This is a genomic window from Herbaspirillum seropedicae (assembly GCF_001040945.1).
In the GTDB taxonomy this organism is placed as follows: Bacteria; Pseudomonadota; Gammaproteobacteria; order Burkholderiales; family Burkholderiaceae_D; genus Herbaspirillum; species Herbaspirillum seropedicae.
The window spans coordinates 1,383,332-1,399,273 of the sequence record NZ_CP011930.1 but is presented as its reverse complement, the minus strand read 5'-3'; the positions used below and the strand labels follow the sequence as shown (position 1 = coordinate 1,399,273).

The window sequence follows — 15,942 nt, the reverse complement described above, 5'->3', positions numbered from 1 at the left end:
CGCACGGAACCCGAGGTTCCTGCGCGCCGTTCTAACAACATGGGCGCATCAGCGATGCGCCCATGGGTTCGCCGGATCACGCCGGCCGAACCGGTGAGGCCGGCTTACAGGCCCTTGATGGTGCCCTTGGGCAGCAGGGTCGTGACCGCACCCTTTTGCACGATGATCTCGGTGCCTTCCGACACTTCGATGGTGATGTAGCCATCGGCCACCTTGGTGATGCGGCCCAGCATACCGCCGGAAGTGACGACTTCGTCGCCCTTGGCCAGTGCGTCCATCATGGCTTTCTGTTCTTTCTGACGCTTCATCTGCGGGCGGATCATCAGGAAGTACAGGACCACGAACATCAGGATGATCGGCAGGAAGCTGGCCAGGTTGCCCATCGCGCCACCAGGGGCTGCTGCGGCCGTTTGCGCGTATGCGTCGGAAATAAACACGTAAGGCTCCAAAGGTTGATTGAAAAATAGCCCTGCATTCTAGCATTGCGCAGGCGCTATACCGCCAAATCGGGACAGCTTGCCGTAGATCAAGGGCAAATTGGGGATTTTTGTCCGGACCGGGGGGCTGCAGGTCCTGCGCCGCTGCTGAAAAATGCTTCATTTTCCGTGTGCTCGCTTCTAAGATAGCGCCCATATCCGCCCCTATCCGCCCCCTCCACTTCGCCTTGGCCCTGCCCATGCCCGCCCAGCCTCCCCACTCCGTTACCGCCAACCAACCCCGTGCAAGCGGTTCGCCAGGGGCTTGCTGGGAGGTGTTCCTGGTCTTCCTGCGCCTGGGCTTGACCTCCTTTGGCGGACCGGCGGCGCATCTGGGCTATTTCCGTACGGAATTCGTGGCGCGGCGCGGTTGGCTGTCGGAGGCGGCCTATGCCGATCTGGTGGCGATGTGCCAGTTCCTGCCCGGCCCCTCCAGCAGCCAGGTCGGCATGGCCATCGGCGTACTGCGCGCGGGCTATGGTGGCGCGCTGGCGGCCTGGCTGGGTTTCACCCTGCCCTCGGCGCTGCTGCTGATGGGATTGGCGCTGTCGGTGCTGCAGCAGGCGCACTGGCTCTCGGCAGAAGTGGTGCATGGCCTGAAGATCGTGGCCGTGGCCATCGTGGCCCAGGCAGTCTGGGGCATGGCCGGGAGTCTGTGCCGGGGGTTGCAGCGGCAAGTGATCACGCTGGCCGCGGCGCTGGCGGCGCTGCTGATGAGCGGGGCGCTGGCGCAACTGGCCATCATCGTCACAGCAGCGCTGGCCGGCTGGCTGTTGCTCAAGAGCGTACCGACAGCCCGCCTGGACGACTTGCCGCCGACGCTGAACCGGCGCGTGGGCGCCGCCTGCCTGCTGCTGTTCCTGGGGCTGCTGCTGGGCATTCCTGCGCTGGCCGCCTGGCATCCGGCTTCCTGGCTGCAACTGACCAGCATCTTCTACCGGGTGGGCTCGCTGGTCTTTGGCGGCGGCCATGTGGTGCTGCCCTTATTGCAGGCCGAGCTGGTGCCTGCGGGATGGCTGGACAAGGATGTCTTCCTGGCCGGCTACGGCGCGGCGCAGGCGGTGCCTGGCCCCTTGTTCACGCTGGCCGCCTACCTGGGCGTGGTGATGTCGTCCTGGCCCAATGGCGTGGCCGGTGGACTGCTGTGCCTGGTGGCCATCTTTACACCTTCGTTCTTGCTGGTGATCGGCTTGCTACCGTTCTGGGACAGCGTGCGCCGCAACGGCCCGATGCAAGCTGCGCTGGCGGGCGTGAATGCGGCGGTGGTGGGATTGTTGCTGGCAGCGCTCTACCAGCCCGTCTGGACCAGCGCCATCCATAGCCTGCGCGACCTGCTGGTGGCGCTGGCCGCGTTGGCCGCGCTGGTGTACTTGCGCATGCCGTCCTGGGCCGTGGTGCTGCTGGTCGTGCTGGCGGTGCTGCTGCCAGGGCTGGCCGGCTAGGCTAGTAAACTACCAGCACCGAGCGCGCCTGCTGGTCCACCAGCAGGAAGGCGCGGCCATCCTGGGCGCCGTTGGGGACCGCGCCACAGAGATTGGAGACGGCTGCCATGCCATCGACCACATTGACGCGCACCTGGCAACGCGTGAAGACCAGCGCCGACATGGTCAACTTGCCGACCGTGGCCGCATGGGGCCGCTGCCAGGCCAGGGCGCTCATCAGAAGCAAGGCCAGCAGACCGGTCAAGCGGATCCATTCGGACCGCGCAGGCCGAACAGGCAATATCAAAGAGAAATCACGCTTCATTGGCGGCTCCTGGGAATTGTTGTGGTTGTGGCCGTTGCCTTGTTTTACATCCTGAAGCCATATTAAGTGATTTAAACGAATAAAACAAATTAATTAATTTATTATCATTCTCTGGTAAGATTGTCACTGTAACCAGAACGGTCAGCGGGAATCCGTAGCAAACGTCGTGACGGCGGGACGATGCGCATCACCAGCATGCGGTCATACGCGTGGTTTTCCCGACACCCTGACCTGATGGACACTAAACAAATAAACCAATTTCGATAATTATAAATATTATTCGTTATAATTGATTGCAACAGGCATCCGGACCACACGGAATGCCCATGCCAACGGGGGAGGAACCATGGGGAGAATCTTGTGATGCGATGCACATCGGGCAGTCCGGGCGGCAGGGCTGCGCGCCAGGGGCGCATGTTGCTCATCGTGTCAGAGACCTGCTTTGCCGTGCTGGCGGCAGTTGCACTGGCACAGGGCGCCCTGCCGGCCTGGCAGAAGCTGGTGCTGGCGGCCATCTGGGGCATCCATGCGCTGACCCTGTTGCGGCTGCTGCGGGAAAACGCGCGCACTGCCGAGAAGCTGGTACAGGCCAAGGAAGCCGCCGACCATGCCATGCTGACCCGGGGCGCCTTCCTCTCCACCATGAGCCACGAGATCCGCACGCCCATGAATGCGGTGCTGGGCATGGCCGGCCTGTTGCGTTCGACGCGCCTGGATACCCAGCAGGCCGAGTTCGCCAAGGCCATCGAGGATTCCGCCCATGCCCTGCTGGGCATCGTCAATGACGTGCTGGATTTTTCCAAGATCGACGTCGGCAAGATGGACATCGCCGTGGTCGAGTTCGACCTGGCCAAGGTGGTCGAGGCCAGCGCCGAAGCACTCTCCTTCAAGGCCAGGGAAAAGCGGGTGCGCCTGCTGGCCCATCTGGACAGCCGCCTGCCGCCCCGACTCGTGGGCGATCCGGGACGGATCCGCCAGATCCTGCTCAACCTGCTGGGCAATGCGCTCAAGTTCACCCACGCCGGCGAAGTGCTGTTGCGGGTGCAGGCGCTGCAGGTGACGAGCGATCACTGCCGCGTCCGCTTCGAGGTGCGCGACAGCGGCATCGGCATGGATGAGGACACACTGCGTCGGCTGTTCTCCCCCTTCGCCCAGGCCGACAGCTCGGTGACCCGTCAATATGGCGGCACCGGCCTGGGCCTGTCGATCTGCAAGCGCCTGGTGGAACTGATGGGCGGCAGCATCGGCGTGGAAAGCGCCTTGGGGACGGGCTCGTGCTTCTGGTTCGAACTGGGCATCCCGGTGACGACGGGCCCGGGCATGATCCGCAGCGAACCGCCGGCCGCCGACCGGCCGCGCCGCATTGCACTGGTCGAACCGCATGACGCCAGCGCCGCCATGCTGCACGAATACCTGCGCAGCGCCGCCCTGGAAACCCTGCGCTTTGGCAGCGCCAGCGATGCACTGGCGGCGCTGACCGGCCCGGGCGCGAGCGCCAGCGGCATCGATGCCGTCATCGTCAGCACCCAGGTCCAGGACCTGGATGCGGTCTCGGTCATGGCGCGGCTGCAGGCCGAACGGCCGGCGCTGCGCCGGGTGCTGCTTGACCATGGCGTGCATGGACTGGATACGGGCAGCAAACCCCATCATGAAGTCTTGCAGTTACCGCTGCGCAAGCAGCAGTTGCTGCGCGCCCTAGGCGTGACCGACAGCGCAGCGGAGGCCCAGACCAGCCCGCACGCCCGGATGGCCGCGCCGGCAACGCCACGTCAGGGCCACTCCGGCCAGCGCGACATCCTGCTGGTGGAAGACAATGTGATGAACCAGAAGGTCGCCGTGTACCAGCTCAACGCCATGGGCTATGCGGCCGACATCGCCGCCAATGGCCTGGAGGCGCTGGAACGGCTGGCGCGCCACCGCTATGCCCTGGTCCTGATGGATTGCCAGATGCCGTTGCTGGACGGCTACGAAACCACGCGCCGCATCCGTCGCATGCAAGGCGAGCTGGCCCATACGACGATCGTGGCCATGACTGCCAATGCCATGGCCGGTGATCGTGAGCGCTGCCTGGAAGCAGGCATGGACGATTACCTGACAAAACCCCTGCTGCGCTCGCAGCTGTCGGCCATGCTGGCGCACTACCTGCCGCCGTCCGCGGCGTCGGCAGGTAGTGCGCCAGCGGCGCCGCAACTGATCGATGAAGACCGTCTGCAGGAACTGTTTGGCCAAGACCGCGCCCTGGCCCATGAGATGCTGGCCATGTTTGTCGAGCACACCAGCCCGCTGATGCAGGAGCTGCAGGCGCACTGCCAGGATCAAGAACCCGCACTGGACGAGGTGCAGGCGCTGGGACACCGGCTGGCGGGCAGTTGCATGAACCTGGGCCTGGATGCGCTGGGCCAGCTGGGACGGGAAATGGAAATGGCGGCGCGCCAGGGAGATCTGGCGCAGACACGCACGCGGGCACAGGCCTGCGCCGCGACATTCGCACAACTGTGCCAACACCTGCAAGCAAGCCAGACGAGGGGCCTATGAGCAATATGAACATCCTGATCGTGGATGACGACAAGACCAATCTGTCCCTGTTCTCGCACATGCTGGGGCAAGTGCCGCAAACCCGTATCGACACCTGTGCAGATGCGCGCCAGGCCCTGGACTGGTGCCAGGAGCATGCACCGGACCTGATCCTGCTGGACTACATGATGCCCGGCATGGATGGCCTGGATTTCCTCTCGCGCTTTCGCGCCATGCCCGGGCAGGAAATGACCCCGGTCATCATGATCACCGCCGACATGGGCCTGCAGGTGCGCCATACCGCCCTGCAGATGAGCGCCAACGATTTCCTCTCCAAACCGGTCAACCGGGTGGAGCTGCTGGCGCGGGTCAAGAACATGCTGGCCATGCGCAGGTCGCAACTGGCCATGAGCCAGAAGATCGACACCCTCTCCGAACAAGTGGACCAGCAGGTCCGCCACAGCGACACGCTGGCGTTGGACTCGGTGGATCTGCTCGCGCGCGCGGCCGGCTATCGCGATCCCGAAACAGGCGAACACCTCACGCGCATGGCCAACTACGCCAGGATCATCGCCGCCCGGATGGGCCTGGACAGCCAGCAGCAGGAATTGCTGCTCAATGCCGCGCCCATGCACGACATCGGCAAGATGGGCATTCCCGACCACATCCTGCTCAAGCCGGGCCGGCTCGACGAGGAGGAGCTCAAGGTCATGCGCATGCATGCGCGCATCGGCGCCGACATCCTGGTGGCCAGTCCCTCGCCGCTGCTGCAGACAGCCTCGCAGATCGCCCTTACCCACCACGAAAAATGGGATGGCAGCGGCTATCCCAATGGCCTCAAGGGTGAACAGATCCCGCTCTACGGTCGCATCGTCGCCGTGGCCGACGTGTTCGACGCCCTGACCTCGTCGCGCCCCTACAAGCCGGGCTGGAGCCTGGAGCGGGCCTCGCAGTACCTGCGCGAGCAGAGCGGCGCCCATTTCGACCCACGTTGCGTGGAAGCTTTCTTCGCCGGGTGGGAGGAGGTGCTGGAGATTTTCAATCGCTACCAGGAAGGAAAGTGAATGCTGACCTTCATCGAACCGACCCTGTTTGACAAGCTGCGCAGCGCCCAGGCCCTGCCGTCACCGGGCGGGGTGCGCCTGACCATCATGCGGCTGTGCGCCCAGGACAATCCGGACATGGCCGAACTGATCCACCTGGTGCAGGCCGATCCGGCGCTATCGGGGCGCATCATCCGCATCGTCAACGTGCTCAACGCCCAGCGGGTGCGGCCGATTGCCTCGGTGAGCATGGACAGCCTCCTGCTGGTGGGTCTGCAGGCGGTGCGCCAGCTGGCGCTGGCGTTATCGCTGGCCGAAACCCGGGCGCCGGCCTCCTGCGCCAACTTCAGCCTGCCCGCCTTCTGGGCGCACAGCTTTGCCATGGCCTGCAGCGCCCAGGCGGTCACCAGCCAGCTCCGCGTAGCGCCGCTGGGCGAAATGTTCACCACCGGCCTGCTGGCCAACATCGGCAAGCTCACCCTGGCCTCCGCGCAGCCGACCGGCTACTCGGCGCTGCTCACGCGCGCCCTGGATGCGCCGGCCCGCCGGGCAATGGAACAGTCACTGTTCGGCTTCAACCATCTCAACATCGCCGCCGCGCTGATGCAGGACTGGAAGATTCCCGACCTCTTCTGCGACGCCGTGCTGCACTATGAAACCCCCGTGGTCATCGGCGAGATCGCCGCCACGCGCCAGGACGAGATCGTCTGGACCCTGCATCTGGCGCAGGCCATGGCTGAGCTGGGCTGCGGCCCGGCGCAGCAGGCCCAGGCGGCGCTAGCCCGGGCCGGGACCGCGCTGGCGCAGTTGCAACTGGCGCCGCACGACCTGCTAGTGCTGTACCAGCAGGCCGGCCAGGATTGGCAGGAGTGGACGCAGACCATGCGCATCGCCGGGACCTCTCCCTGGCAGGCGCTGGACGCACGATCCCTTGAAACCCTCCGTCAGCGCGCCCAAGGCGGCGCTCCCTGCTGAACCCCGCCGCCAAACCCGCCGGCTGCGCCAGATCATGTGAGGCCGTCGGCAGTTCACAGCTGACAGCTGGCAGCCGGAATTAAGGCGTAGAATCGCGGCATAAAAATCCCAACCATACCGGCAGTCCGTCACAAGGACTGTGGGAGGATGCCTTGCCGATGTCCACGCCTCATCTCCTCATCATTGATGATCACGCCCTGTTTCGCAGCGGCCTGCGCCTGGTGCTGCAAAACAGCCTGCCGCAGGCGCGCCTGTCCGAAGCAGCCTCGCTGGAAGAGGCGCTGCACCTGCAAGGCGACGAGGAAGACGCGCCCACCCTGCTGTTGATCGATATCCAGCTGGGCGGGCTCAACGGCATCGACGGCATGGCCGTGCTGGCGCGCAGATGGCCGGGCGTGCCCGCCATCATCCTGTCGGCCGACGACACCGACCATACGGTTCGCCAGGCGCTCCAGCGCGGCGCATCGGCCTTCGTCTCCAAGGCGGCCACGGCAGAACACATCATGGCCGTGATCGCCAAGGTCGGCGGTGGGCTCACGCCCTGCCAGAACCTGCGCGGCGACCAGCCCGATGACAAGGCCCAGTTCACGCCGCGCCAGTACGAGGTGCTGGGGCTGCTGAGCCAGGGCCTGACCAACAAGGCCATCGGGCGGCGGCTGAACCTGTCGGAAAACACCATTCGCGGCCACGTCCAGGCCATCCTCCTGGCGCTGGACGTGGACAACCGCGCCGAGGCGGCCTTCGCAGCGCGCCGGCGCGGCCTGGTCAGCTGAGGCCATGGACGCGTCCTCCCCGCCTCGTCCCGGCACCCTTGCGCCAGACGCCGTGGCGCACCAGATCCAGGTGGAACAGATCCGGCTGCTGTGCGGCAACCTGGGCAGCTCGGTGGTGCCCGGCATCCTGGTGGCGCTGCTGATCGTCTATGCCCTGGGCGAGCGCGCTGGACTGTGGCCGCTGCTGGCCTGGGCCGGCGGAGTGATCGTCTCCAAGCTGATCGATTTTGCCGATGCCCGGCGCATACTGGCCATGAGCATCACACCGCAGCAGATCGGCGCGGTGCGCCGCCGGCTCATGCTGTTGCATGGCCTGGACGGCGCGGCATGGGGCGCGTTGGCGGCGGTGGCCCTGGACACCGGCAGTCCCGGCGGCAGCATCCTGGCCATCGGCGTGCTGGCCGGGGTGGCGGGCAACTCGATGTCCATCCTTTCCCCGGTGCTGCCGGTCTTCATTTCATTCTGCATCGTGGAACTGGGCATGCTGGCCGGCTGGGTATGGATCATGCACGATCCCTCGCTGCAGGTGCTCAGCGCGGCGGCCCTGCTCTACGTGGCCTCGCTGCTGGTGCAGGCGCGCAACAGCGCGCGTGCAGCCCAGGCGGCCATCACGCTGCGCTATGAAAATACCGAACTGATCCGGCGGCTCCAGCACGAATCCGAAAGGACCCAGCAAGCGCTGGCCCAGGCCGAGCAGGCCAATGCGGCCAAGTCCAAGTTCCTGGCGGCGGCCAGCCACGACCTGCGCCAGCCTATCCACGCGCAGGGCCTGTTTCTGGAGGTGCTCAACACGACGCCGCTGGACCCCATGCAGCGCGATGTGGTCGCCAAGCTGCGCCGTGCGGCCGACAACTGCGCTGACATGCTGCATACCTTGCTGGATTATTCGCGCATCGAAGCCGGGGTGGTGGAGCCTCAGGTCACCCGCTTCAGGGTACAGGCGCTGGTCGGCCGCATCAGCCAGGAAATGGCCGCGCAGGCCGAAGCCAAGGGGCTGGTGTTTCGCTGCCGCGAGAGCCGGGCGGTGGTCAGCGCCGATGCTTCGCTGACCGAACTGATCCTGCGCAACCTGGTTTCCAACGCCATCCGCTACACCGACCGTGGCGGCATCCTGGTGGCCTGCCGCCAGCGCGGTGGGCAGGCCTGGCTGGAAGTATGGGATACCGGGGCCGGCATTTCTGCGGCCCAGCAGCAAGAGATCTTTGAAGAGTTCCGCCAGTTGGGCAATCCCGAGCGGGACCATCGCAAGGGTCTCGGGCTGGGCCTGGCCATCGCCCAAGGGCTGGCGCGCCTGCAGGGGCTTACGCTGAGCGTGCAATCGGTCCCGGGACGCGGCAGCGTGTTCCGCCTGACGCTGCCCCTGGCGCGCCAGGACGACGCCTCCCTGGCGGCGGCCTTGCGGCCGCTACCGCCGCCGGTGCGGCATGATCTGCATGGCTTGCGGGTCTTGCTGATCGACGATGACCAGCGCGTGCGCGAGAGCATGGCGCAACTGCTGGAACACTGGGGCTGCCGCTGTCACTGCGCCGAGTCGCTGGAACAGGCCGAGGCGCTGGCGCAGCAACATCTGCCGGAGCTGGTCATCAGCGACTACCGCCTGCGCCAGCACAGCAACGGCACCGACGCCATCGCTGTCGTGCGGCGCGTGCTGGGCAAGCCGGTCAGCGCCCTGCTCATCACCGGTGACACCGCGCCGGCGCGGCTGCGCGAGGCCGCCGAGAGCGGCATTCCGATGCTGCACAAGCCGGTTGCGCCGGCGCAATTGTGGGAGCAGTTGCAACGCCTGTCGGGGCAAGCCCGGCAGGCCCACCCGCGTTAGCGCCAGCGCCAGCTGGCCCTCATCAGTCCACGCCGCGGGCGCGGTCTTCCTTGAATTTCTTCACGAAGTCTTGGAAGGTGCCGGCGTCGATGGCGTCGCGCATCTCCTGCATCAATTGCAGGTAGTAGTGCAGGTTGTGCACGGTATTCATGCGCGCGCCCAGGATTTCGCCGGCGCGATGCAGGTGATGCAGGTAGGCCCGCGAGAAGTTCTTGCAGGCGTAGCAGTCGCAGCTCTCGTCGAAGGGACGGTCATCGTTCTTGTACTTGGCGTTCTTGATCTTGACGTCGCCGTAGCGGGTGAAGATCCAGCCGTTGCGGGCATTGCGGGTGGGCATGACGCAATCGAACATGTCCACGCCATTGGCCACACCCTCCACCAGGTCTTCCGGCGTACCCACGCCCATCAGGTAGTGCGGCTTGTCGGCCGGCAGGCGCGGGCCCACGTGTTCCAGCACGCGCATCATGTCTTCCTTGGGCTCGCCTACCGACAGGCCGCCGATGGCGAAACCGTCGAAGCCCAATTCTTCCAGCCCGGCCAGCGATTCATCGCGCAGGCCTTCGAACATGCCGCCCTGGACGATGCCGAAGAGCGCGTTCGGATTCTCGCCACGATCGAATTCATCCTTGGAACGCTTGGCCCAGCGCAGCGACATGCGCATGGACTTGCCGGCTTCTTCACGGGTGGCGGGGCGGCCATCGATCTCGTAGGGGGTGCATTCGTCGAACTGCATGACGATGTCGGAATTGAGCACGCGCTGGATCTGCATGGAGATTTCCGGCGAGAGGAACAGGCGGTCGCCGTTGATGGGCGAGGCGAAATGCACGCCCTCTTCGGTGATCTTGCGCATCTCTCCCAGCGAAAACACCTGGAAGCCGCCGGAGTCGGTCAGGATGGGCTTGTCCCAGCCGATGAACTTGTGCAGGCCGCCGAACCTGCTGACCACTTCCAGGCCCGGGCGCAGCCACAGGTGGAAGGTATTGCCGAGGATGATCTGGGCGTTGATCTCCTTCAGTTCCAGCGGCGACATGGCCTTGACCGAACCATAGGTGCCCACCGGCATGAAGATGGGCGTCTCGACGGTGCCGTGGTTCAGTTTGACGCGGCCGCGGCGGGCCTTTCCGTCGGTTTTCAGCAGGGTGAATTCCAGCATGGTGCTCTCGGGTTTCTTGTTCAGGTTGCTCAGGTACGGGTCAGCAGCATGGCGTCGCCATAGCTGAAGAAACGATATTTCTGCGCGATGGCGTGCGCATAGGCGGCGCGGATGAGCTCATAGCCGGCAAAGGCCGACACCAGCATCAGCAGGGTCGACTTGGGCAGGTGGAAGTTGGTCACCAGCTGGTCGACGGTCTTGAAGGTATAGCCGGGGGTGATGAAGAGTTGCGTGTCGTCGCTACCGGCCTTGAGCGCGCCGCTCTGCGAGCCCGACTCCAGCGCGCGCATGCTGGTGGTGCCCACCGCGATCACGCGGCGGCCAGCAGCCTTGGCCGCGCGCACGGCCTCCACCGTTTCCGGCGGGATGGTGTACCACTCGCTGTGCATCTTGTGCTGCGACAGGTCTTCCACCCGCACTGGCTGGAAGGTGCCGGCGCCCACGTGCAGGGTCACGAAGGCCTGCTGCACGCCCCGTGCGGCCAGTTGTTCCAGCAAGGCCTGGTCGAAGTGCAGGCCGGCGGTGGGGGCGGCCACCGCGCCGGGCTCCTTGGCGTAGACGGTCTGGTAGCGCGTCTCGTCGTAGGCGTCGGCCTCGTGGTCGATGTAGGGCGGCAGCGGCAGGCTGCCGTATTGCTCCAGCAGCGCGAAGGCATCCTCGGGGAAGTGCAGTGTGTAGAACTCGCCGAAACGCTCACCGACGGTCACCTCGAAGGCGTCAGCCAGGCGGATGCGGGTGCCGGGCGGCGGCGACTTGGAGGCGCGCACCTGGGCATGCACGGTGCGCGGATCGAGGATACGCTCGACCAGCGCCTCGATCTTGCCGCCGGTTTCCTTCACGCCGAACAGGCGCGCCTTGATCACGCGGGTATCGTTGAAGACCAGCAGGTCGCCGGCCTGCAGCAGATCGACGATGTCGGAAAAGCGGCGGTCGGTCAGTTGCGCACCCTGCACCTGCAACAGGCGCGAGGCGCTGCGCTCGGCCAGCGGAGTCTGGGCGATCAGCTCGGGGGGGAGCTCGAAATCGAAGTCGGAAAGAGAGTACATGCGTGCAAAATATGGGTGGAGGCGATGCGCGGCGGCGCTCGTGGCGCTGCGCCAGGGCGCTTCCCGGGCAAGAAGTGTTGCCGGCGGGATTGATACTGTAAATATTCACAGTAAAATAGCGTAACCCGCTATTTTACGCTGTCTGCGCGTTTTTCCCATATGCGCGTGCGACTAGTCACAATGGCTCCTCGTCCAACCAACGCCGACCGCATGCCCGCTACCGCGAAGAAAACCAGCCCGCCGGCCCCGAAGAAAAAGGCCACCGCCGCAAAATCGGCTGCAAAGCCGGCTGCAAAGCCCGAAAACAAGCTGGCCAAGCTGGGCCTGCACAACGACATGGACCTGGTGCTGCACCTGCCGCTGCGCTATGAGGATGAAACCAGCCTCATGAGCATCGCCGAAGCCTCCATGCGCGGCTTGCAGACCGTGCAGGTGGAAGGCGTGGTGAGCTCCTGCGAGGTGCAGTTCCGCCCGCGTCGGCAGTTGATCGTGACCGTGGGCGACGACAGCGGCCAGCTCACCCTGCGCTTCCTCAACTTCTACGGCAGCCAGACCAAGCAAATGGCCGAAGGCACGCGACTGCGGGTGCGCGGGGAATTGCGGCACGGCTTTTTCGGCGCGGAGATGGTCCATCCCTCCTACAAGGTGGTCAACGAGGGCGCGCCGCTGCCGGACGTGCTCACCCCCGTCTATCCGGCCGGCGAGGGCCTGTCCCAGGCCTACCTGCGCAAGGCCATTGCCAACGCCATGAGCCGGCTGGACTGGAGCGATACGCTGCCGCCCTCGATGCTGGCCACGCTGAACCTGGCCGCCTTCGAGCCTTCGGTGCGCCTGCTGCACAACCCGCCGCCGGACGTGGATGAACATGCGCTCATCGAGAAATCCCACCCGGCCTGGATACGGATGAAATTCGACGAGCTGCTGGCCCAGCAGCTCTCGCTCAAGCGCGCCCAGGCGGCGCGCCGCGCCAAGAGCGCGCGCGCGCTGCCGGTGACTGGACGCATTACCGAGGAACTGACCAGGCTCCTGCCCTTCCAGCTGACCGGGGCGCAACAGCGCGTCCTGGAAGAAATCCGCGCCGACCTGCGCCAGTCCTTCCCGATGCAGCGGCTGCTGCAGGGCGACGTAGGCAGCGGCAAGACGGTGGTGGCGGCGCTGGCGGCGGCGCAGGCCATCGACAGCGGCTGCCAGGCGGTGCTGATGGCGCCCACTGAAATCCTGGCCGAGCAGCATTTCCGCAAGATCGCTGCCTGGATGGAGCCGCTCGATGTCGGCGTGGCCTGGCTTTCCGGGAGCCAGAAGAAAAAGGAAAAGACCGAGGCGCTGGCGCACATCGAGTCCGGCGCGGCACGGCTGGTCATCGGCACCCACGCGCTGATCCAGGACACGGTGCAATTCGAGAACCTGGGGCTGGTGATCGTGGACGAGCAACACCGCTTCGGCGTCGGCCAGCGGCTGGCCTTGCGCAACAAGAGCTTCAACCCGGCCGATCACGACTCGCCGGCCGTGCCGCACCAGTTGATGATGTCGGCCACGCCCATCCCGCGCACCCTGGCCATGACCTATTACGCCGATCTGGAAGTATCGGTGATCGACGAACTGCCGCCAGGCCGCTCACCCATCGTCACGCGCGTGATCGACCAGAACCGCCGGGACGAGGTGATCGAACGGGTCCATGCCGCCGCGCTGGAAGGCAAGCAGATCTACTGGGTCTGTCCGCTCATCGAGGAATCCGAGGCGCTGCAGTTGCAGACCGCCACCGACACCCATGCGGCGCTCTCGGCCGCCCTGCCCGACCTGCAGATCGGCCTGGTGCATGGCCGCATGAAACCGGTGGAAAAACAGATGGTCATGGAAGGCTTCAGCCGGGGCGCCATTCATCTGCTGGTGGCCACCACGGTCATCGAGGTGGGCGTGGATGTGCCCAATGCGTCGCTGATGGTGATCGAACATGCCGAACGTTTCGGCCTGTCGCAGCTGCACCAGTTGCGCGGGCGGGTGGGACGGGGATCGGCGGCCAGCGTGTGCCTGCTGCTCTATCAGGGGCCGCTGGGCGGCACGGCCAAACAGCGCCTGGCCACCATGCGCGAAACCACGGACGGCTTCGAGATCGCCCGGCGCGACCTGGACATCCGCGGCCCCGGCGAATTCCTCGGTGCGCGCCAGTCGGGTGAAGCCATGCTGCGCTTCGCCGACCTGGCCACCGACCAGTGGCTGGTGGAAAAGGCGCGCGATACGGCCCAGGCGCTGCTCCAGCACGCCCCGGACATCGTCGATCGTCATCTGGCCCGCTGGCTCGGAGGACGGGAAGATTATCTCAAAGTGTAAGGGGTGAGGCGTGTTATGCGTCAACAAAGCCTTACAGCTTGTATCAAACGATTGACGTCGACAAGGGCCGGCCTTCACTCTGGTTAAAATTGCATTTCAATATCCCTAAAAATCGAGAGTATCTTCGCTTAATGTCGATTGACGTCGAACGATGCAGGGATCAATCTAGCCTACCGAGATGAACTGTCGTGCCGGTGGCCTGAAAAGCGCAAATAGGGGCTCGCCGGCAGCAAGATGAACCATTGCGCACCCTAAAGAAGGCCCATCATTTTGGTTTCCCCGCTCGATCAACACGCTCAACCCGCGTCCCGCAGACTGCTTTGCCCGATCTGCCAGCGCGCCATGACGGCTTGCATCTGCCACTGGACCTCGCCCATCGACCATGCGTTCGACGTGCTGATCCTGCAACATCCCCTGGAAGTGGGCAATGCCAAGAACAGCGTGCGCCTGCTGCACCTGAGCCTGCCGGCCAGCAAGCTGGTGGTCGGCTCGGTCTTCGACACGGACGAACTGGAGGCGCTCCTGCATGGCCCTTCCCGGCTGCGCAACGTCAGCCCCAGCGAGAAGGTCCATCCGGTGCTGCTCTATACGGACGACGCCAGCACCTCGGCCACCACCTACTTCGACGCGCGCACGATGAGGGTGGAAGGACAGGAGCAATTCCAGCGCGTGCGCCTGGTGATCCTCGACGGCACCTGGCGCAAAAGCCGCAAGATGCTCTTCGAGAACCCCATCCTGCAAACCCTGCCCCGCCTGGTGCTGTCCGACACGCCGGCCTCGCGCTACACCATCCGCAAATCGCACAAGCCCGAACAACTCTCGACGCTGGAAGCCGTGGGCTATGCCTTGATGCAACTGGAGCGCAACAGCGAGAAATACCACCCGCTGCTGACCGCCTTCGACAACTTCGTGCTGCAGCAGGGCTATATGCGCCTGCATGGCCAGGCAGTGCGCAGGGGCGAGTGAGCGACATCGCGTCAGCATCCGGGAGGAACCAATGCGGCTGACCGTGGACCAAGCTCTTCCGGCCGGCCCTGGCGTCCCTTCTTGTTCTGGGCGCGGTGCAATGGGCTTATAATTGAAGATTGCTGACCACACCGATAAGGCCGGTCAGCACAATTCCCATCCTGCGAACATTCAACACATGAGTTCCGAATTCCTGCAACTGGCTGAAAAAGTCTCCCAGCTGGCCCAACTGGCGCAACGCCTGCGCGAGGAAAACGCCGAGCTGCGCCGGAAAGTCAAAGGACTTTCCGAAGACAACGCCACGCTCAACCACCGCGTGGACGAAGCCTACCGGCGCGTCTCTGCCGTCCTGGCGCAATTGCCGGTGGCCGAGGAAGAAGCGGCGCCCGCCAATGAGGAGGCCGCATGAGCACCATCCAGATCCAGGCCATGATCATGGGCCAGTCCTATACCCTGGCGTGCCAGGAGGGCGAACAGGCCGCCCTGCACCACGCCGTCGCCTATCTCGACCAGAAGATGCGCGCCATCCGCGACGCCGGGCGCATCAAGGGCACCGACCGCATTGCCGTGATGGCGGGCCTGGGCATCGCTGCCGAGTTGCTGAGCATGCAACGCAATGAAGGTCCGTTCGCCGGCATGACCCTGGCCCAGTGGCAGCAGCAGATCGCCACGATCACCGAGGTGGTCGATCAGGCGCTTGCCCCGCAGGAAAAACTGTTCTGACCCATCAGCGACATCCGGTGTCAGTATCGGTATCGGCGATGCAAAATGGCTGCCCTGGGCAGCCATTTTTTCATGGTGCGACGTGCAGGAAAAACCAGAACCCATTTCATCAATAGGTTCAATAGGTTCTAGTTACAAAATCCTCGGGGAAAAATTCACACAGGCCTTGGATCGTGGCAGCGAATGCGTTAGACTTCGTACTCCTGCCGTGTTCGCGATTGCCATATATTCCTTGAACCATTTACGAGCATAGGTTGTGGGATCGTTTGATGGGCGTGAGCGTCGCTAGTCCGATGAACCCGAAATTGAACTACTGCAACCAACTTGAACCGTCAGGTTCAGGATGCCGGCACAGCGGCACAGGCGGGGCTTGATTCAAG

The 15,942-nt window shown here is 64.8% G+C and carries 14 protein-coding genes and 1 other RNA gene; 11 read left to right on the top strand and 4 right to left on the bottom strand.

Annotated elements, in window-relative coordinates; translation table 11 throughout:
- Window positions 1–104: 104 nt before the first annotated feature.
- Window positions 105–383, bottom strand: a complete 279-nt coding sequence (gene yajC, locus ACP92_RS06185) for a preprotein translocase subunit YajC (protein ID WP_048348508.1) — start codon at window positions 381–383, stop codon at window positions 105–107.
- Between the two features lie 293 nt (window positions 384–676).
- On the opposite strand from yajC, the gene chrA reads away from it, so the two are divergent.
- Window positions 677–1,918: a chromate efflux transporter gene (gene chrA, locus ACP92_RS06180; RefSeq protein ID WP_048348672.1), complete on the top strand. Its 1,242-nt coding sequence runs from the start codon at window positions 677–679 to the stop codon at window positions 1,916–1,918.
- A 1-nt stretch (window position 1,919) separates the two neighbouring features.
- On the opposite strand, the gene ACP92_RS06175 is transcribed toward chrA, so the two are convergent.
- On the bottom strand, window positions 1,920–2,162 hold the full coding sequence (locus ACP92_RS06175) for a hypothetical protein (protein WP_085943895.1): 243 nt from the start codon (window positions 2,160–2,162) through the stop codon (window positions 1,920–1,922).
- A gap of 474 nt (window positions 2,163–2,636) precedes the next feature.
- Between ACP92_RS06175 and ACP92_RS06170 the strand changes: the two genes are divergently transcribed.
- The 5 genes from ACP92_RS06170 (at window position 2,637) to ACP92_RS06150 (ending at window position 9,346) form a co-directional block, all read left to right on the top strand.
- A complete protein-coding gene (locus tag ACP92_RS06170) occupies window positions 2,637–4,757 on the top strand; it encodes an ATP-binding protein (RefSeq protein ID WP_244273910.1) in 2,121 nt (706 codons plus the stop codon).
- A 5-nt stretch (window positions 4,758–4,762) separates the two neighbouring features.
- Complete coding sequence (locus tag ACP92_RS06165) at window positions 4,763–5,800, top strand: HD domain-containing phosphohydrolase (protein WP_041310331.1); 1,038 nt, start codon at window positions 4,763–4,765, stop codon at window positions 5,798–5,800.
- Window positions 5,801–6,754 carry an HDOD domain-containing protein gene (locus ACP92_RS06160; RefSeq protein WP_013233254.1) on the top strand — a complete coding sequence of 318 codons (954 nt, stop codon included), beginning with the start codon at window positions 5,801–5,803 and terminating at the stop codon, window positions 6,752–6,754. It abuts the gene before it with no gap.
- 158 nt (window positions 6,755–6,912) lie between these two features.
- A complete protein-coding gene (locus ACP92_RS06155) occupies window positions 6,913–7,527 on the top strand; it encodes a response regulator transcription factor (RefSeq protein ID WP_013233253.1) in 615 nt (204 codons plus the stop codon).
- A gap of 4 nt (window positions 7,528–7,531) precedes the next feature.
- Entirely contained in the window at window positions 7,532–9,346 is a 1,815-nt protein-coding gene (locus ACP92_RS06150; RefSeq protein WP_013233252.1) for an ATP-binding response regulator, read from the top strand.
- A gap of 22 nt (window positions 9,347–9,368) precedes the next feature.
- Here ACP92_RS06150 and tgt read toward each other — a convergent pair whose 3' ends face one another.
- Window positions 9,369–10,499 (bottom strand): tRNA guanosine(34) transglycosylase Tgt, encoded by a 1,131-nt coding sequence (gene tgt, locus ACP92_RS06145; protein ID WP_013233251.1) that lies wholly within the window; start codon window positions 10,497–10,499, stop codon window positions 9,369–9,371.
- 29 nt (window positions 10,500–10,528) lie between these two features.
- Window positions 10,529–11,545 (bottom strand): tRNA preQ1(34) S-adenosylmethionine ribosyltransferase-isomerase QueA, encoded by a 1,017-nt coding sequence (gene queA / locus ACP92_RS06140; protein WP_013233250.1) that lies wholly within the window; start codon window positions 11,543–11,545, stop codon window positions 10,529–10,531.
- A 210-nt stretch (window positions 11,546–11,755) separates the two neighbouring features.
- On the opposite strand from queA, the gene recG reads away from it, so the two are divergent.
- The 5 genes from recG to ssrS all read left to right on the top strand — a co-directional run bounded on the left by recG (window position 11,756) and on the right by ssrS (window position 15,936).
- Window positions 11,756–13,873, top strand: coding sequence for an ATP-dependent DNA helicase RecG (gene recG, locus ACP92_RS06135; protein ID WP_041310328.1), 2,118 nt, complete (start codon window positions 11,756–11,758; stop codon window positions 13,871–13,873).
- Between the two features lie 270 nt (window positions 13,874–14,143).
- Window positions 14,144–14,839 (top strand): tRNA-uridine aminocarboxypropyltransferase, encoded by a 696-nt coding sequence (locus ACP92_RS06130; protein WP_013233248.1) that lies wholly within the window; start codon window positions 14,144–14,146, stop codon window positions 14,837–14,839.
- Window positions 14,840–15,017: 178 nt separating this feature from the next.
- A complete protein-coding gene (locus ACP92_RS06125; RefSeq protein WP_041310324.1) occupies window positions 15,018–15,248 on the top strand; it encodes a hypothetical protein in 231 nt (76 codons plus the stop codon).
- Complete coding sequence (locus ACP92_RS06120; RefSeq protein ID WP_013233247.1) at window positions 15,245–15,562, top strand: cell division protein ZapA; 318 nt, start codon at window positions 15,245–15,247, stop codon at window positions 15,560–15,562. The genes ACP92_RS06125 and ACP92_RS06120 overlap by 4 nt, the downstream gene beginning before the upstream one ends.
- Before the next feature lie 197 nt (window positions 15,563–15,759).
- Window positions 15,760–15,936, top strand: a non-coding RNA gene (gene ssrS / locus ACP92_RS24220) — 6S RNA.
- The last annotated feature ends 6 nt before the right edge of the window (window positions 15,937–15,942 follow it).

Excerpts from the sequence above, each read along its gene's own strand:
- yajC (WP_048348508.1), bottom strand. The coding sequence starts at position 383 with ATGGGCAACCTGGCCAGCTTCCTGCCGATCATCCTGATGTTCGTGGTC.
- chrA (WP_048348672.1), top strand. The coding sequence starts at position 677 with ATGCCCGCCCAGCCTCCCCACTCCGTTACCGCCAACCAACCCCGTGCA.
- ACP92_RS06170 (WP_244273910.1), top strand. The coding sequence starts at position 2,637 with ATGTTGCTCATCGTGTCAGAGACCTGCTTTGCCGTGCTGGCGGCAGTT.
- ACP92_RS06165 (WP_041310331.1), top strand. The coding sequence starts at position 4,763 with ATGAACATCCTGATCGTGGATGACGACAAGACCAATCTGTCCCTGTTC.
- ACP92_RS06160 (WP_013233254.1), top strand. The coding sequence starts at position 5,801 with ATGCTGACCTTCATCGAACCGACCCTGTTTGACAAGCTGCGCAGCGCC.
- ACP92_RS06155 (WP_013233253.1), top strand. The coding sequence starts at position 6,913 with ATGTCCACGCCTCATCTCCTCATCATTGATGATCACGCCCTGTTTCGC.
- ACP92_RS06150 (WP_013233252.1), top strand. The coding sequence starts at position 7,532 with ATGGACGCGTCCTCCCCGCCTCGTCCCGGCACCCTTGCGCCAGACGCC.
- tgt (WP_013233251.1), bottom strand. The coding sequence starts at position 10,499 with ATGCTGGAATTCACCCTGCTGAAAACCGACGGAAAGGCCCGCCGCGGC.
- queA (WP_013233250.1), bottom strand. The coding sequence starts at position 11,545 with ATGTACTCTCTTTCCGACTTCGATTTCGAGCTCCCCCCCGAGCTGATC.
- recG (WP_041310328.1), top strand. The coding sequence starts at position 11,756 with ATGCCCGCTACCGCGAAGAAAACCAGCCCGCCGGCCCCGAAGAAAAAG.
- ACP92_RS06125 (WP_041310324.1), top strand. The coding sequence starts at position 15,018 with ATGAGTTCCGAATTCCTGCAACTGGCTGAAAAAGTCTCCCAGCTGGCC.
- ACP92_RS06120 (WP_013233247.1), top strand. The coding sequence starts at position 15,245 with ATGAGCACCATCCAGATCCAGGCCATGATCATGGGCCAGTCCTATACC.